Annotated in this window: 16 protein-coding genes; 13 read left to right on the top strand and 3 right to left on the bottom strand. The window is 66.8% G+C overall.

Features of this window, described 5'->3' with window-relative positions; translation table 11 throughout:
* Both NFW05_RS12110 and NFW05_RS12105 read left to right on the top strand, forming a co-directional pair.
* On the top strand, window positions 1–1169 hold a 1169-nt coding region (locus NFW05_RS12110), incomplete at its 5' end, for a type I restriction enzyme endonuclease domain-containing protein (RefSeq protein ID WP_295307028.1).
* 193 nt (window positions 1170–1362) lie between these two features.
* Window positions 1363–2772 carry an FAD-binding oxidoreductase gene (locus NFW05_RS12105; protein WP_295307026.1) on the top strand — a complete coding sequence of 470 codons (1410 nt, stop codon included), beginning with the start codon at window positions 1363–1365 and terminating at the stop codon, window positions 2770–2772.
* Window positions 2773–2836: 64 nt separating this feature from the next.
* Here NFW05_RS12105 and NFW05_RS12100 read toward each other — a convergent pair whose 3' ends face one another.
* From NFW05_RS12100 to NFW05_RS12090, 3 genes are all read right to left on the bottom strand, one after another.
* A complete protein-coding gene (locus NFW05_RS12100; RefSeq protein ID WP_295307023.1) occupies window positions 2837–3712 on the bottom strand; it encodes an Hsp33 family molecular chaperone HslO in 876 nt (291 codons plus the stop codon).
* Between the two features lie 49 nt (window positions 3713–3761).
* The gene (gene nadA / locus NFW05_RS12095; RefSeq protein WP_295307020.1) at window positions 3762–4859 is read right to left on the bottom strand and encodes a quinolinate synthase NadA; all 1098 of its coding nucleotides are present in this window, start codon (window positions 4857–4859) and stop codon (window positions 3762–3764) included.
* Window positions 4860–4947: 88 nt separating this feature from the next.
* On the bottom strand, window positions 4948–5394 hold the full coding sequence (locus tag NFW05_RS12090; RefSeq protein ID WP_295307017.1) for a rhodanese-like domain-containing protein: 447 nt from the start codon (window positions 5392–5394) through the stop codon (window positions 4948–4950).
* 348 nt (window positions 5395–5742) lie between these two features.
* Between NFW05_RS12090 and glnA the strand changes: the two genes are divergently transcribed.
* The 11 genes from glnA to NFW05_RS12035 all read left to right on the top strand — a co-directional run bounded on the left by glnA (window position 5743) and on the right by NFW05_RS12035 (window position 16518).
* Window positions 5743–7158 carry a type I glutamate--ammonia ligase gene (gene glnA / locus NFW05_RS12085; RefSeq protein WP_295307015.1) on the top strand — a complete coding sequence of 472 codons (1416 nt, stop codon included), beginning with the start codon at window positions 5743–5745 and terminating at the stop codon, window positions 7156–7158.
* A gap of 170 nt (window positions 7159–7328) precedes the next feature.
* Entirely contained in the window at window positions 7329–7805 is a 477-nt protein-coding gene (locus NFW05_RS12080) for a DUF4124 domain-containing protein (protein WP_295307012.1), read from the top strand.
* A 138-nt stretch (window positions 7806–7943) separates the two neighbouring features.
* Window positions 7944–9014: a nitrogen regulation protein NR(II) gene (gene glnL, locus NFW05_RS12075; RefSeq protein WP_295307034.1), complete on the top strand. Its 1071-nt coding sequence runs from the start codon at window positions 7944–7946 to the stop codon at window positions 9012–9014.
* 60 nt (window positions 9015–9074) lie between these two features.
* A complete protein-coding gene (ntrC, locus tag NFW05_RS12070) occupies window positions 9075–10505 on the top strand; it encodes a nitrogen regulation protein NR(I) (protein ID WP_295307009.1) in 1431 nt (476 codons plus the stop codon).
* An 80-nt stretch (window positions 10506–10585) separates the two neighbouring features.
* A complete protein-coding gene (locus NFW05_RS12065; protein ID WP_295307006.1) occupies window positions 10586–11392 on the top strand; it encodes a biotin--[acetyl-CoA-carboxylase] ligase in 807 nt (268 codons plus the stop codon).
* Complete coding sequence (locus NFW05_RS12060; protein ID WP_295307004.1) at window positions 11389–12108, top strand: type III pantothenate kinase; 720 nt, start codon at window positions 11389–11391, stop codon at window positions 12106–12108. The genes NFW05_RS12065 and NFW05_RS12060 overlap by 4 nt, the downstream gene beginning before the upstream one ends.
* Before the next feature lie 33 nt (window positions 12109–12141).
* Window positions 12142–12549, top strand: a complete 408-nt coding sequence (locus NFW05_RS12055; RefSeq protein ID WP_311104712.1) for a DUF350 domain-containing protein — start codon at window positions 12142–12144, stop codon at window positions 12547–12549.
* A gap of 68 nt (window positions 12550–12617) precedes the next feature.
* Window positions 12618–13646, top strand: coding sequence for an SPFH domain-containing protein (locus tag NFW05_RS12050; RefSeq protein ID WP_295307001.1), 1029 nt, complete (start codon window positions 12618–12620; stop codon window positions 13644–13646).
* Window positions 13647–13695: 49 nt separating this feature from the next.
* Window positions 13696–15624, top strand: coding sequence for a DUF4178 domain-containing protein (locus NFW05_RS12045; protein ID WP_295306998.1), 1929 nt, complete (start codon window positions 13696–13698; stop codon window positions 15622–15624).
* Window positions 15625–15650: 26 nt separating this feature from the next.
* A complete protein-coding gene (locus NFW05_RS12040) occupies window positions 15651–15797 on the top strand; it encodes a hypothetical protein (RefSeq protein ID WP_295306995.1) in 147 nt (48 codons plus the stop codon).
* A 301-nt stretch (window positions 15798–16098) separates the two neighbouring features.
* On the top strand, window positions 16099–16518 hold the full coding sequence (locus NFW05_RS12035) for a c-type cytochrome (protein WP_295306991.1): 420 nt from the start codon (window positions 16099–16101) through the stop codon (window positions 16516–16518).
* Window positions 16519–16861: the final 343 nt, after the last annotated feature.

The following is a 16861-nucleotide window of genomic DNA, read 5'->3' as shown; positions in this document are numbered from 1 at the left end:
TCGACAAGCCGATGCGCAACCACACGCTGATGCAGACCATCGCCCGGGCCAACCGCGTGTTCCCCGGCAAGCACAGCGGCGTGATCGTGGACTACGCCAACGTCTTCGCCTCGCTGGAGAAGGCGCTGGCGATTTACGGGGCCGGCAAGGGCGGTACCAACCCGGTCAAGGACAAGGAGCAACTGGTCGCGGCGCTGCGCGAGGCCATCGCTGCGGCCACCGCCTTCTGTGCGGGTCACGGGGTCGATCTGGCTGCGATGGAAGCCCTGCCGTTGGGCAGCATGGTGCGCCTGGCTGCCGTGGAGAACGCCATCAACGCGCTGATCGGCCCCGATGCCGTGCGGCGCGACTTCTTCGGCCACGAGAAGTTTGTCGGAACGGTGTACGGCGCCGTGAAGCCGGCCCCGGCGGCGATCGAGTTTTCGCAGCGCGTCGCCGGCATCGCCACGCTGGCGGCCGCCATCCGCGCCAAGCTCAGCCCGGACCCGCCGGATATCGCCACGATCCTGAAGCAGATCGGCGAGCTGCTCGACGACTCGATCACCGGCCACGCCATCCGCGAGGGTGGGCCGCCGGCCATTGATCTTTCGAAGATCAACTTCGAGGCACTGGCCGAGCGCTTCAGGCAATCGACGCACAAGAACACCGAGCTTGAAGCGCTGAAGGCGGCCATCGCAGCCAGGCTGGCCAAGCTCGTGCGCCTGAACCGCACGCGCACCGACTTCGCCGAGAGGTTCGAGGCGCTGATCGAGAGCTACAACAACGGCAGCCGCAATATCGAACAGCTCTTCGAGGAACTGCTGAAGTTGTCGAACAGCCTCGATGACGAGCAGCAGCGCCATGTGCGCGAGCATCTGAGCGAAGAGGAACTGGTGATCTTCGACATCCTGACGCGACCGGCGCCGGAGTTGACCACGGCCGAACGCGACGAGGTGAAGAAGGTGGCCAGGGCTCTGCTCTCCCGCCTTAAGACATTGCTGGTACTCAATTGGCGACAGAAGTCGGCGGCGCGGTCGACATTGAAGCTGGCGATCGAGGACACGCTCGACACGCTACCGGCGGCCTATGACCGGCCGTTGTTCGCGCAGAAATGCTCAGCGCTTTTCGAACATGTGTACGAAAGCTACCCGGAGCGGAACGTGGGGGTCTACTATGCCGAGGTCGCATGAACAGGCAGGCGGGCTAACAACCGGTTCCAGCGCACGGCCCGCTGCGCGGTCCGCCGCTGAACCGGAGCGATAGGCGAGAAGTGAGCGAGCGAGAAACACCGCAGATCGGTGGCACAGCAGATGTGTTCACAACCTCTGAGCGGCCACGTCGCAGACGGCTCCTCGACCTCTGACTGATGCCAGGAGGCCCTTGGTGAGTCATTCGGTACTGATCGGCAGGCTCGCAGACCTGCTCGGAAGCGACCACGTCCTGACCGGAGAAGCCGAGCTGTCGCCGTATCTCGTCGACTGGCGCGGGCGCTACCGCGGTGCGGCGATCTGCGTCGTCAGACCGCCGGACACCGCCGCGGTCTCGGCGGTGGTCCGCGCCTGCTTCGACGCCGGTGTGGCGATCGTACCCCAGGGCGGCAACACCAGCCTCTGTGGAGCGGCGACGCCCGCGGCCGGCGGCGAGACGGTCGTCGTCAGTCTCGCGCGCCTCAACCGGGTACGCGCGATCGATCCCGCGAACCACACGATCACCGTCGAAGCCGGCTGCCTGCTGCACGCCGTACAGGACGCCGCCGCTGCGGCCGGACGGCTCTTCCCACTGTCGTTGGCCGCCGAAGGCAGTTGCCAGATCGGTGGCAACCTGTCGACCAACGCCGGCGGCGTGCATGTCCTGCGCTACGGCAATGCCCGCGATCTGGCGCTCGGTCTCGAAGTCGTCCTGCCCGGGGGCGAGATCTGGAACGGTCTGCGCGGTCTGCGCAAGGACAACACCGGCTACGATCTGAAGCAACTGTTCATCGGCGCCGAGGGCACTCTCGGGATCATCACCGCGGCGGTGCTCAAGCTCTTTCCGCTGCCGCGCGCCGTCGCCACGGCCTGGCTGGCGATCGATTCTCCGGCACTGGCCGTGCGCCTGCTCGGCGAACTGCTCGAGCGTTTCGGTGCCGCGCTGACCGCCTGCGAGCTCGTCTCAGAGGTCGCCCTGGGCCTCGTCTGCCGCCATCTGCCGGGTCCGCACCCACGTGTCACGGCGAGTCCCTGGCATCTGCTGATCGAACTGTCGGCTGGCGGCGACGAGCAGCGCCTGCGCGCCGAGCTCGCCGACTTCCTGGCCGAGGCGATCGACCGTGGAGCGATCCGCGACGCGGTCCTCGCCCAGAGCGGCGAGCAGGCCGCACGGCTCTGGGCGCTGCGCGAAAACGTCGGCGAAGCCGAGAGGCGCGAGGGCCCGAGCATCAAGCATGATGTCTCGCTGCCGATTTCCCGCCTAGCCGAATTCATCGAGCGCGCCGATCGGGCGCTCGGCGAGGCGTTCCCGGACATCCGGCAGGTGACCTTCGGCCACGTCGGCGACGGCAATCTGCACTACAACCAGTCGAAGGCGGATACCGCCGGGAGCGTGGCATTCCTCGCCGAGCAGCCGGCGGTCGACCGCCTCGTCCATGACCTCGTCGACGAGCTCGGCGGCAGCATCAGCGCCGAACACGGCATCGGGCAACTCAAGCGGCACGAGCTGCTGCGCTACCGGAGTGCAGTCGAAATCGAGCTGATGCGCGCGCTCAAACGGACGCTCGACCCACGCGGGCTGATGAATCCGGGCAAGCTTCTCTGAGCGGCGGCTCGACGCAGCGCTGGCGATTCTCCCCGGGCTTCAGGGCCCGGTGGTGCGCAACCTCTCAGTGAATCGTCGGCGGCGAAGCGGAGGGGCCGGCGAAGTCGCGAAAAAGCTCGTCGATCGCCGCGCGGTCGAAGCGGTACTCGCGATTGCACAGGTCGTCGCGGACGACGACCTCGCCGGTCTCGCGGAGAGCGGCGTAAGCCTCGGACGGGCCGAGCGAGCGCAGCAGCGCACGGACCTTCGCCCAGTTCTCCGGACAGTTGTGCGCGATCGGCCGCGCCGGAAACAGACGCACGGCCTCTTCAGGGAACAGGCGCCGCAGCAACTCGTCGGCCGGCAGAGTCAGGATCTCCGCTGTGCGCACCGTCGTCGCCAGCGCTTCGACCCGTCCCCAGCCGTCGGCGTCGCGCTGGTCGGCAGTCGGCAGCTTTTGCAGCAGCAGTCCGCCCGCGGCATCCGTCGATGCCGCCAGGAAGAGGCGCGCCGGCGACTGGTCGGATTGCCTGAGGTAGTGCTCGAAGACATCGGCCAGCGTCTCGCCGTCGAGCGGCACGATGCTCTGGTAAGGTTCGCGCATCGACGGCTGGTCGAGCGAAAGCAGCAGCTGCCCGTGTCCGAGCAGGTCGGCGATCCGCTCGCTCGGCGGAGCTTCGGCGCACTTGGCCATGCCGCGAATCGCCAGGCGCTCGTTGCAGTCGATGACCAGCAGGGAGATCGGACCGCTGCCGCGCAGCTGAATGGTCAGTCGACCGGCCTGCTTGAGGCTCGCGCCGAGGAGCAGCGTCGTCGCGCTCAGCTCGCCGAGCAGCCGGGCCACCGGCACCGCGTAATTGCGCTCATCGAGCATCTTGCGCCAGACCGATCCGAGGCGGACGACTGCGCCGCAGATGTCGAGGTCGTCGAGCAGGAAGCGGTGCAGACAGTCGTCGCCCATCGGTCGCGTTCCGCTCTTCGCCGTCAGGGTCGGTCAGCGCCTGCCGCGTTCAGGAGACGGCGAGCATGCGCTCGAGCGCGAGCCGGGCAAGTTCCTTCTCGTGCTCGGGGACGCTGATCCGGTTGACCACCCGTCCCTCGGCCAGATTCTCGAGCGTCCAGGCCAGATGCTGCGGGTCGATGCGCTGCATCGTCGAGCACATGCACACCGTCGGCGCCATGAACTGGACGATCTTGCCCTGCGGCCGGACCTCCTCGGCGAGGCGATTGACCAGGTTGAGCTCGGTGCCGACGAGCCAGCGTGTGTTCGGCGCGGCTTCCCTGATCGTCCGGACGATGTGCTCGGTCGAACCGACGAAGTCCGACTGTCGGCAGACCTCGAAGCTGCATTCCGGGTGGGCGATGACCAGGCCGTCGGGATGCTGGTTGCGGAAGCGCAGGATGTGCGCCGGCTGGAACATCTGGTGGACCGAGCAGTGTCCTTTCCAGAGCAGGATCCTCGCCCGGCGGATCTGCTCGGTGCTGAGGCCGCCCATTTCGAGGTCGGGATCCCAGACGACCATCTCGTCGAGCGGGATGCCCATCCGATGTCCCGTCCAGCGGCCGAGATGCTGGTCGGGGAAGAAGAGGATCTTCTCGCGCCGCGAAAACGCCCAGTCGGCTATCGTTCCGGCGTTCGACGAGGTGCACACGATGCCGCCCCGCGCGCCGCAGAAGGCCTTGAGGTCGGCCGCCGAGTTGATGTAGGTGACCGGAGTCACGCACTCGTCGACCTCGAGCACCTCGCCGAGTTCGCGCCAGCAGCGCTCGACCTTCGCCAGGTTGGCCATGTCGGCCATCGAGCAGCCGGCGGCGAGGTCGGGCAGGATCGCCACCTGCTCGGGTTTGGACAGGATGTCGGCGACTTCGGCCATGAAGTGCACGCCACAGAAGACGATGTAGCGCGAGTCGGCCTGCGAGGCGAGACGCGAGAGCTTCAGCGAATCACCGGTCAGGTCGGCGTACTGGTAAACGTCGGCGCGCTGATAATGGTGGCAGAGCAGGACGGCTTCGCGGCCGATTCGCTCGCGGGCCTCACGAATCCGGGCGTGGCAGGCTTCGTCCTGCAGTTGTCTGAACTTGTCGAAATTGATCGCGGCAGTGTGCATGGATCGGTCAGTCGGGTTGGGGGAAAGCAAAGCCAGACCTGGCTGGCAGGGAAAGGTTCAGTCGCTTCGCTCGCGCCCTGGCGGGCGTTCAGCTCTGCCAGGGCAGGCCGGCGAGCCGCCAGCCGCCGACCTTGCCGCGCTGGCCGCTGGCATCCCTGTCGCCCTCGAAGCCCTCGAGCACGTTGTAGCACTCGATCCCCGCGGTGCTCGCCAGCGCTGCAGCGTGGTGCGAGCGGACGCCGCTGCGGCAAATGAACATGACCAGCGACTCACGGTCGATCTGCTGCTTGAGTTGCGCCAGGAAATGGGTGTTCGGCCGGTTGTCCGGATAGGACATCCATTCGATCTCGATGGCCCCGGGGATGCGGCCGACCCAGTCCCACTCGGCGCGTGTGCGCACGTCGACGAGCCGGGATCCGGGGGCCAGTTGCCAGACGTCGAAGGCTTCGCGGGGCGTCAGGGCGCCTGCGTAGGGCAGGTCGAGGTCGCGCCCGCGTGCCTGGGCGAGTTGCAGCAGATCGGTCAGTTTTCCCATCGTCTTCCGGTCGGTTGCGCGGCGAAGGTGTTCCGGCGGAGGCCGAGTATAAACCATGGACGCCGCGCTCAGGCACTGCCCACCTCAGCGGATGGCGGTCGCGTCGGTGGCGATGGAACTGACGAACTCCTGGTGCAGAGGCCCACCAGGAGGGCACCGGCATGGTGCGGATCGCGGCCGGATGCACTGTTTTCGTGCATCGTGAAAACGGTCGGAACGCGACAGGCCCTTGTGGCACAATGAATGCCTGCCTCGGCAGATATTGGCACGCTTTCTGCTAGTACCCCCGCGCATCCGTTTTTCACCTGTCGCCGGTCGTACCGGCATCTGTCTTCAGGAGATTCTGCAATGGCAAGCCCGCAAGATATCATCAACATGGTCAAGGAAAACGAAGCGAAGTTCGTCGACTTCCGCTTCACCGACACGCGTGGCAAGGAGCAGCACGTCACGGTGCCGGTCAGCGCGTTCGACGAGGACAAGTTCGAGAACGGGCACGCATTCGACGGCTCCTCGATCGCCGGCTGGAAAGGAATTCAGGCGTCGGACATGCTGCTGATGCCCGATCCGAACACCGCCTACGTCGATCCCTTCTTCGACGAGACTACCGTGGTGATCACCTGCGACGTCGTCGACCCCGCCGACGGGCGTGGTTATGACCGCGATCCGCGCTCGATCGCCAAGCGCGCCGAGGCGTATCTCAAGTCGTCGGGAATCGGGGATACCGCGTACTTCGGCCCCGAGCCCGAGTTCTTCATCTTCGATTCGGTGGCCTGGAGCGTCGACATGTCCGGCTGCAACCTGAAGATCTACTCGCAGGAAGCGGCCTGGACGAACGGCGAGAAATCCGAGGGCGAGGGCGGCATCGGTCACCGTCCGGGAATCAAGGGCGGCTACTTCCCGGTTCCGCCGGTCGACAGCCTCCACGACATCCGTTCGGCGATGGTCCTGACGCTCGAAACGGTCGGCGTCCCGGTCGAAGTTCACCACCACGAGGTGGCGACGGCCGGTCAGTGCGAGATCGGCACGCTGTTCAGCACGCTCGTCAAGCGTGCCGACTGGACTCAGGTGCTCAAGTACGTCGTGCATAACGTGGCCCATCAGTACGGCAAGACGGCGACCTTCATGCCCAAGCCGATCGTCGGCGACAACGGTTCGGGGATGCATGTCCACCAGTCGATCTGGAAGGACGGCAAGAACCTGTTCGCCGGCAGCGGCTACGCCGGTCTCTCCGAACTCGCCCTCTACTACATCGGCGGCGTCATCAAGCACGCCAAGGCGCTGAACGCGGTCACCAATCCTGGTACGAACTCGTACAAGCGGCTCGTTCCGCACTTCGAGGCGCCGGTCAAGCTCGCCTATTCGGCGAAGAACCGTTCGGCTTCGATCCGCGTGCCGCACGTCGCTTCGGACAAGGCCCGGCGCATCGAGACGCGCTTCCCGGATCCCATCGCCAACCCGTATCTCTGCTTCGCCGCGCTGCTGATGGCCGGGCTCGACGGCATCCAGAACCGGATCCATCCGGGCGAGCCCGCAGACAAGAACCTCTATGACCTGCCACCCGAAGAGGAGGCCAAGATCCCGACCGTCTGCGCGAGTCTCGAAGAAGCCCTCGCTTCGCTGGACAAGGATCGCGACTTCCTGACTCGCGGTGGCGTCTTCTCCGACGACTGGATCGACGCGTACATCGAGCTGAAGATGGACGAGGTCAACCGCGTGCGGATGACCACCCATCCGGTCGAGTTCGACCTCTACTACAGCTGCTGATTGGCAGATTCGCGGCCAAGGACGGGCTTGCCCGTCCTTTTTTTGTCTACCGATGGTCGTCGCCCGGCGTTAGTAGTAATCTCTGTCATGGGGCAGACGGGCCGCTTCCCGAGGATGCGACGGCCGGACTCGTGACCCTGCCCGGCTGCCGACACGGGAAGACGAGGACCATGAAACTGCCAGCGTTTTGTCTATCGATCGTACTGGTTCCGGCGCCGCTTCTCGCGCAGGACATCTACAAGTGCCAGGACGCCGACGGGCGGGTGACCTACTCGAACGTGCCGACGAAGGCCTGCCGGAAGATCGTCCTCGATCCGATCAACCTCTCCCCGGGGGTCAAGGGGCAGGCCGCGAAGACCCAGACGCCGTCCAGTTTCCCGAAGGTCGACGAGCAGACGCAGAAGTCGCGCGACACCGATCGGCGCCGGATCCTTGAAAACGAGCTGGCCAGCGAACAGAAGAGCGTCGAGCTGGCCAGGAAGGAACTCGCCGAGCAGGAGGCGATCATCCTGCCGAACGAGCGGATGCAGGGCGGGGCGATCAGCGGCGGCAAGGTCCAGGAGCGCCTGCAGCCGTACAAGGACCGCGTCGCGCTGCACCAGCGCAACGTCGAAGCAATCCAGAAGGAACTCGGCAATCTTCGCTGAGGGCGTGTGGAGCAATCGTCGCGGGCGACTCGGATGACCAAGCTGGGCGAAGGCGCGGCCAGGCCGCGAGCCAGCTACCACGCGGGTCGATTCGCCGCCCAACAGACCTCCGACCCGCCTCAGCTCACGGTCAGGCGCATGCAAGAGATTCCGGACTGCCCCTTCGGTGGTCTCGACTTCCTGTCCTCGGCAGTCATCCTGCTCGATCGCGGTCTGGTCATCCGCTACCTCAACCCGGCAGCCGAGAACCTGCTCGGGATCAGCAACCGGGTCTTCGCCGGTTGTCCGCTCGGTGGCGTGATCGACTGTCCCCCGAAACTGCTTTCGGCGCTGACCAGCGTGCTCGATCACGGCTGGAGCTACACCGGCCAGAACGTCGAACTGCGGCTGACTGGTGGCGACGCGCTGCCGCTCAACTGCACGGTCAATCCCGTCGAGTCGCCCGAGGTTGCCCTGCTCGTCGAACTCTGGCCGATCGACCAGCAACTCCGGGCGACCCGCGAAGAGCGCCTCGTCGAGCAGCAGCATGCCAGCCGCGAGCTGATCCGCAATCTCGTGCATGAGATCAAGAATCCGCTCGGCGGAATCCGCGGAGCAGCCCAGTTGCTCGAGGGCGAACTGAGCAACCCCGGCCTGCGCGAGTACACTCAGGTGATCATCAAGGAAGCCGACCGCCTGCAGGAGCTGATGCGCCGCCTGCTCTCGCCGCATCGTCCGATGCAGCCGGGGCCGGTGAACATCCACGAGATACTCGAGCGGGTGCGCGCGCTGCTGACCGCCGAGTTCCCGACGGTGCTCAGCGTCCATCGCGATTACGATACCAGCCTGCCCGAGCTGGTCGGTGATCGCGAACAGCTGATCCAGGTGTTCCTGAACATCGTCAGGAACGCCGCGCAGGCGATCAGCGGGCAGACCGAGGGCGGCGAAGGCCGGGGCCAGATCACGCTGCGCACTCGTGCTGCCCGGCAGGTCACGCTGTTCAAGCGGCGCCATCGCCTGGCCATCGAAGTCCAGGTGATCGACGACGGGCCAGGGATCCCCGAAGACATCGGCGAGCGGATGTTCTATCCGCTGGTCTCCGGACGCGCCGGAGGCAGCGGGCTCGGTCTGACGCTCGCACAAAGCTTCGTGCAGCAGCATCAGGGAACGATCGACTGCGAAAGCCGTCCCGGGCACACCTGCTTCACGATCCGTCTTCCGCTTGCCTGAGTCTCTGGCAGGTTTCTTGCTTCTAAGCCGATGACACAGACTGCCAGGCCCGAGGAGTCCATGAGACCGGTGTGGATCGTCGACGACGACAAGTCAATTCGCTGGGTGCTCGAAAAGACCCTCGCCCGCGAGAAGATCCCTTTCCGGAGTTTCGCTTCGGCTTCCGAGGTGCTGAGCCGGCTCGACGCCGGCGAAGAGGTTCCGCAGGTGCTGCTTTCGGACATCCGCATGCCGGGAAAATCCGGACTCGAACTGCTGCAAGTGTTCAAGGAGCGCTTCCCGGCGCTGCCGGTGATCATCATGACCGCCTACTCGGACCTCGAGAGCGCCGTCTCGGCGTTTCACGGCGGCGCCTTCGAGTACCTGCCCAAGCCGTTCGACGTCGATCAGGCGCTCGAACTGATCCGGCGCGCGATTGCCGAGGGCCTGCACCAGAGTGGGGCGCCCGACGAGGTCGATCGCACACCGGAGATTCTCGGGCAGGCACCGGCGATGCAGGAAGTGTTCCGGGCGATCGGCCGGCTCAGCCAGTCGAGTGCGACCGTGCTGATCACCGGCGAATCGGGGACCGGCAAGGAACTCGTCGCCCGCGCGGTGCATCGGCACAGTTCGCGTGCCGACAAGCCGTTCATCGCCATCAACACGGCGGCGATTCCGCGCGACCTGCTCGAGTCCGAACTCTTCGGTCACGAGCGCGGCGCGTTCACCGGCGCGGCGACGCAGCGCCAGGGCCGCTTCGAGCAGGCCGAGGGCGGCACGCTGTTCCTCGACGAGATCGGCGACATGCCTGCCGAGTTGCAGACACGCCTGCTGCGCGTGCTCTCCGACGGGCAGTATTACCGAGTCGGCGGCCACTCACCGCTCAAGACGCGCGTGCGGATCATCGCCGCGACGCATCAGGACCTCGAGGCGCGGGTCCGCCAGGGCCTGTTCCGCGAAGACCTGTTTCATCGGCTGAACGTCATTCGCGTGCGTCTGCCGAGCCTGCGCGAGCGGCGCGAGGACATCCCGATCCTCGCCCGCCATTTCCTGCAGAAAAGCGCCCAGGAACTCGGGGTCGAGGGCAAGCGCTTCTCCGAGGCGGCGCTCAGGCACCTCTGTTCGCTCGACTTCTCGGGCAACGTGCGGCAACTCGAGAACCTCTGCCACTGGCTGACCGTGATGGCTCCCGGGCAACTCGTCGAGATCGCCGACCTGCCTCCCGAGATGCGCGACGCGGCGATCACCGCTGCATTGCCCGACTGGGAGATCGCGCTCGCTGCCGAGGTCGACCGAATGCTGGCCAGCGAGCCGCAGCACTTGCACGAGAAGCTGAGCCACGCTTTCGAGCGCCTGCTGATCAGCCGTGCCCTGGCCCACACTGGTGGCCGGCGGATCGAAGCCGCGCTGGCTCTGGGCATCGGCCGGAACACGATCACCCGCAAGATCCAGGAACTCGGCATCGACGGTGGCGCAGCGGCCGAAGACCGCGACAACTGCGCGCCGCGCTGATCCCCGCTGCGGGCGAGCGGGGTTGACTGCCGCCGCCCGATTATCGGCGATAATGCGCAACTCGCCCTGACTTTGCGGTCATGACCTCGTCGCCCCGTTCCCAACTGATCGATCCGTCGCTGCTCGATTCCCTGCTCGGGACGGCGAGTGGCCGGTTCGTCGTCGACGCCCTCGCCGAGTGCCCGTCGACGAGCAGCGTGCTGCTCGAGCGCGCCCGCCAGGGCATCCGTTCGGGCACGCTGGTCGTCGCCGACCGGCAGACGGCCGGCCGCGGCCGGCGCGGGCGCAGCTGGCAGTCGTCGGCCGAGGCGAGCCTGACCTTCTCGCTGCTCTGGCGCTTTTCGGGCGGTGTGTCGAGGCTTGCCGGGTTGTCGCTGGCCACTGGCGTCGCCGTCGCGCGCGCGCTGGTTGGCTGCGGCGCCGGCGGGGTCGGGCTCAAGTGGCCGAACGACATCCTGCTCGACGAAGGCAAGGCCGGGGGCATTCTCGTCGAACTCGAATCCGAGCCGGGTGGCATGCTCGCGGTGATCGGCATCGGCCTGAACCTCGATCTGCCTCCGCCTGGCGAAGAGCCGTTCCTCTACCGTCCCGCCGCCCTCGCGCAGGCGCTCTCGCCGCTGCCCGACCGACACCAGATCCTGGCCCGGCTGCTGGTCGAACTCGCCGGGGTGCTCGACCTCTTCGCGGACGGTGGTTTCAGCGTTCTGCGCGACGAATGGCAGGTGCACCACGCCTGGCAGGATCGGGCGGTCCGCCTGTTCGACGGCGGCCGTGCCGAGCGCGAGGGCATCTGCCTGGGCATCGATGCCGACGGGGCGTTGCTGCTGCGCACGGCCAGCGGTATCGAGCGTTGCCTGGCCGGCGACCTGACGCTGCGCGCGGCATGATCGTCGCCATCGACGCCGGCAACAGCCGCATCAAGTGGGCGGTCCATGAGCGCAGCGGCTGGCTCGACCGCGGTGTGCTGGCCACTGCCGACGTCGCCTGGCTGGCCGATGCCGCCGACGAGTGGCCGGCCGTGGCGCGGGTCGTCGTCTGCAACGTCGCCGGCAAGGCGGTCGCCGAGGCGATCTCGTCGGTGCTCGGCAAGCGCTACGGCCGGATCGTCTTCCTCCACCCGAGCGCCGAAGCCTGTGGCGTGCGCAACGGCTACGAGCACGCGTGGCAACTCGGCGCCGACCGCTGGGCGGCGCTGATCGGCGCGCGCGGTTTGTCCACCGCAGCGTGCCTCGTCGTCTGTGCGGGCACCGCGACGACCGTCGACCTGCTCGACGGCACGGGGCTCTTCCGGGGTGGGCTGATCCTTCCGGGTTTCGACCTGATGCGCGAGTCGCTGGCCCGGCACACCGCGCAGCTGCCTTTCGCCGAGGGCGCCTTCCGCGACGAGCCGCGGAATACCGAGGACGCGATCTTCAGCGGCTGCCTGCAGGCGCAGCTCGGAGCGGTCGAGCGCGTGTTCGCGACGCTCGCCAGAGAGTGTGACGCGCGCTGTCTGCTGACCGGCGGCGCCGCCGGCCATCTCGCCGCGCACCTGCAGATTCCCTTCGAGTGCGTCGATGACCTGATCCTCAAGGGTCTGGTGCGCTATGCCGATACCGTCTGAGTCACTGTCCCCGTTGCCGTCGACAGGAGCCCGATGATGCCTGCCCACCTGCTGAGCACGCTGCCTTCGTTCCTCGCCTACTTTGGCGTGGCGCTGGTCCTGCTCGCCCTGTTCCTGCTGATCTACCTCAATGTCACGCCGTATCATGAGGTGGCGCTGATCCGTGCCGGCAACATCGCCGCGGCGGTCAGTCTGTCGGGAGCGCTGCTCGGCTTCGCGATGCCCGTGGCCAATGTCATCGCGCACAGCGATACGCTGGTCGACCTCGCTTCCTGGGGCGCGATCGCGCTGGTCATCCAGATTCTCGCCTATCTGGCGACGCGCCTGGCGTTGCCGCATCTGAACGAGGACATCCCGGCCGGCAGGATCGCTCCGGCGACCTTGCTCGCCGTCGTCTCGCTGAGCATCGGGCTGATCAACGCGGCCTGCATGAGCTACTGAGCGACCCACCTTCCGGTGTCCTGAACCGCTCGACACCGCTTCCCCACCATTGCTTTCAGGAGATCACCATGGCGCTCATGGACTTCATCAGGAAACAGTTCATCGATGTCATCCAATGGACTGAACAGGGGGAAGGCCTGCTGGCCATGCGCTATCCGATGCAGGACTTCGAAATCCAGTACGGGGCGCAGCTGACCGTTCGCGAATCGCAGATGGCCGTCTTCGTCAATGAAGGGCAGATTGCCGACGTCTTCTCGCCGGGTCAGTACAAGCTGACGACCCGGACGCTGCCGGTGCTCACCTATCTCAAGAACTGGGACAAGCTGTTCGAGTCGCCCTTCAAGTCCGATCTCTACTTCTTCTCGACCCGCCTGCAGCTCGACCGCAAATGGGGAACGCCGAATCCGATCACCATTCGCGACAAGGACTTCGGGATGGTCCGCCTGCGCGCGTTCGGCATCTACTCGTACAAGTTGACCGACGCCCGCAAGTTCCACAGCGAGATCTCCGGAACGCGCGAGCAGTACACCGTCGACGACCTCGACGGCCAACTGCGCAACACGGTGATCGGGTCGATGACCGACCTGTTCGGCGAGGCAGGCGTGCCGTTCATCGACATCGCCGCCAATCAGGAAGAACTCGGCCGGCGGCTCAGCGAGAAGCTGCTGCCGGTCTTCGAGCGCTACGGCCTGGCGCTCGACAGCTTCGTCGTCCAGAACGTCACGCTGCCGGAAGAACTGCAGAAGATTCTCGACCAGCGGATCGGCATGAACATGATCGGCGACCTCGGGCGATTCACGCAGTATCAGGTGGCCACAGCCATTCCGCTGGCCGCGCAGAACGAGGGCGGCATCGCCGGTATCGGTGCGGGTCTCGGTGCCGGCCTGGGGATCGGTCAGACGATGACCACCGCGATGGCCCAGGCGATGCAGGGCGGCGCTGCCACCGCGCCCGGCGCTGCGCTGGTGGCCGCGGCGGTGAGTGCCGACGAGGTCGTCGCGACGCTCGAAAAGCTGCACGGCCTGGTCGGCAAGGGCATCCTCTCGCAGGCCGAGTTCGACGCCAAGAAGGCCGAGCTGCTCGGCAAGCTCGCCTGACGGGTCAGCCAGGCGCGCGCGTGCGACCGGGTTGCTCGCCGCTTGAGCCGTGAAGACCGCGATCTGTCCGTCGTGCGGAGCGCCGGTCGGCTTCCGCTCGGTGACCTCGCTCTACGTCGTCTGCGACTTCTGTCGCAGCACACTACTGCGCAGCGGCGACAGCCTGCAGAACCTCGGGCGGATGGCCGAGCTGCTCGAAGACAGTTCGCCGATCCGCATCGGCAGCGAAGGCGTCTTCCGCGGCCGGCACTTTGCGGTCATCGGCCGCATCCAGCTCGACTACGACGCGGGCGTCTGGAACGAGTGGCACATCCTGTTCGACGACGGGCGGACCGGCTGGCTCGCCGAAGCCGCCGGAGAGCTGATCGTCAGTTCGCTGATCGCGGCTCGCGAGACGCTCCCGGCGTTCGAGACGCTGGCGCCGGAGATGCCGCTGTGCATCGGTGGCCGGAACTACCAGGTCACCGATCTCGAGACGGCGCGCTGCGTCTCGGGCGAGGGCGAACTGCCGTTCCGGGTGAACGCCGGCTACGAAGTCCGGACCGCCGACCTGCGCGGCGACGACCGCTTCCTGACCATCGACTACAGCGAGACGCCGCCGCTCGTCTTCGCCGGTGAGACGGTCGGTTTCGCCGACCTCGCGCTGGTCGGCCTGCGCGAGCCACGCGAGCCATCCGCCGGCGGAGGCCCACAGCTTGCCGCGCGAGCGTTCAACTGCCCGCATTGCGCCGCCCCGCTGAGCATCCATTCGCCGGCGATCGAAAGCATCGGCTGCGCAAGCTGCGGCTCGATCATCGGTGTCGACAACGAGAACCTGCAACTGCTCTCGCGGGCCGCGCAGGCCTTGCGCGAAGTCCCGTTCCTGCCGCTCGGCAGCTGCGGGCGGCTGCAGGAGATCGACTGGGAAGTGATCGGCTACCTGCGCCGGCGCTCGCTCGCCGACGCAGGTGAGGATGCCGACGAGGTCGACGAGGCCGGCTCGTCGTGGTCGGAGTATCTGCTGTTCAATCGCGAGCAGGGCTTCGCCTGGCTGGTCGAGTACCAGGGGCACTGGAACTTTGCACGCAGCGTCGCCAATCCGCCGTCGGTCGGTGCCGGGCAGCGCGAGTTCTGGCGCGGCAAGCAGAAGTTCCGACTGTTCAACCGCGGGCGCGCCGAAGTCAGCTACGTCGTCGGCGAGTTCTACTGGCGGGTTGCCGTCGGCGAGACGGCGATGGTCGACGACTACCTGGGCCTGCCGCTGCTCCTCTCGCGCGAGCTGACCGACCGGGAATCGACCTGGTCGCAGGCCGAGTACCTGGAGCCCGAAGCGCTGTGCCGCGCCTTCGCGGTCGAGGCGCCGCCGCCGAAGCGCAGCGGCGTCTATGCCAACCAGCCGAACCCCTGGGCCGACCGGCACCGCCAGACCTGCCGGCTGTTCTGGCAGCTCGCGCTCGCGGCGACGGCGCTGCAGCTCGCTTTTGCCTTCTTCTTCGCGTCGCAGGTCGTGCTCAGGCAGTCGATCGTCCTCTCGCCGCAGAACGACGAGGTGACCAGCCAGGAGTTCGTCGTCAGCCGGCGCGCGCGCGCGCTGCTCGTCCGCCACTCCACGAGTGTGGTGAACAACTGGCTGTCGCTGAACACGACGCTGGTCGAGAAGAACACCGGCGAGGCCCACTTCGGCATGCAGGAGATCAGCCACTACAAGGGCGTCGACGAAGGCGAGAGCTGGTCGGAGGGGTCGCCGAGCGACGAACTGCTCTTCCGGGCCATTCCGGCCGGAACGTACTATCTGGTTCTCGAATACGAACTCGGCACCGACAGCCCCGAGTCGGTGGTGGACAACATCGAGGTGGTGCGCAACCCGGCGGCCTGGTCGAACTTCGTCCTGCTGCTGATCTTTCTGGCGATCTTCCCGCTCGTCTCGCGCTGGCGGCGCAGCGCCTTCGAAACGCGGCGCTGGAACGAGAGTTCGATCGGCGCCCCGGGCGGAGGCTGAGCGGCGCCGATGAGCGACACGAAACGATGATCAGGACCAACTGGATCGCCGGGCTGCTCGCGCTGGCGCTGTTCACGACCGCTCAGTATCAGGGCTGGAGCCTGTTCGCCAGCGAGCCCGAGGCGCAGACGGCGCGTTCCTCGGGCAGTGGCGGACGGCCGTGGCACAAGTAGCCCGGTACCAGCCGTCGATCTCTCTCCGGCCGGAAAGCACGCCTGAAATCAGCGGCGGCGCGGCGAGTCCGAAGGGGCCGAGCGCGGTGAGCAGCAGCGTCGCCGGCTCGGGCGTCTCCTGACGTTCGACGAGCGGCCGGCGAATCCCGGTGCCGCAGTGCCCGTCCGGACGGCCATTCGCCCGGGTTGACCTTCGTCAACCCGGGCGAAATTTCTTCGTCATGCGCTTGCGCAGCGTCAGCCGCACGGTCTAGATTGATCAAGCGGATTGGAACCGCGACTTGACGAGGCGAGGAGAACGATGGAAGAGAACTGGATCAAGCCGATGCTGGCGACTGCGTTGCTCGTGACCGCGACGACCGGCGTGGCTGCCGAGCGGTTCGATCTCGGCAAGGCCGAGTACGAGTCGAACTGCGTGCTCTGTCACGGCGCCAACCTGCGCGGAGGCGCCTACGTCGATTTTCTGAAGGTCACGCCACCCGACCTGACGCAGCTCGCGCGCCGCAACGGCGGGGTCTTCCCGTTCGAGCGGGTCTACAACGTGATCGACGGTCGGCACGAGGTCAGGGGGCATGGAACGCGCGACATGCCGATCTGGGGCAAGGACTACCAGGTCCGGGCGGCGCAGTACTACGTCGACGTGCCCTACGATCCCGAGGCCTACGTGCGTACGCGCATCCTCGCGCTGATCGACTACCTGAACCGGCTGCAGGCCAGGTAGGCGCGCCGGCGCAGCGAGCACCGCGGGGCGATGCGGCGGCCCGGCAGCGCCCGGCTGGTTCGCGGAACTTGACGTGAATCAAGGCTGGCCGGCGGGCCGCGTGATGTCATTGCACGTGCAGCGGACGCCCGGGAAAGCAGTGCGATACCCGGGTCCGAGCGAGGGTCGGGTGTCCGGCGTAGCCGGCAGCGCGGTGACCGCTCCGCCCCGGGGGAAAGACGAAACACAAGAGATCAGCAGGGCAGGCAGGGAATTCCAGCTCACCTCTGCGCCGCGCCGGTCCGCCGGGTCGCGAGCGTCGAGGCAGGGACCGTTCATCGAGGGAGTGTCATCCATGAGAGTA

The organism is Accumulibacter sp., assembly GCF_023806625.1.
In the GTDB taxonomy this organism is placed as follows: domain Bacteria; phylum Pseudomonadota; class Gammaproteobacteria; order Burkholderiales; family Rhodocyclaceae; genus Accumulibacter.
This window is presented reverse-complemented; position numbering and strand designations above follow the sequence as displayed.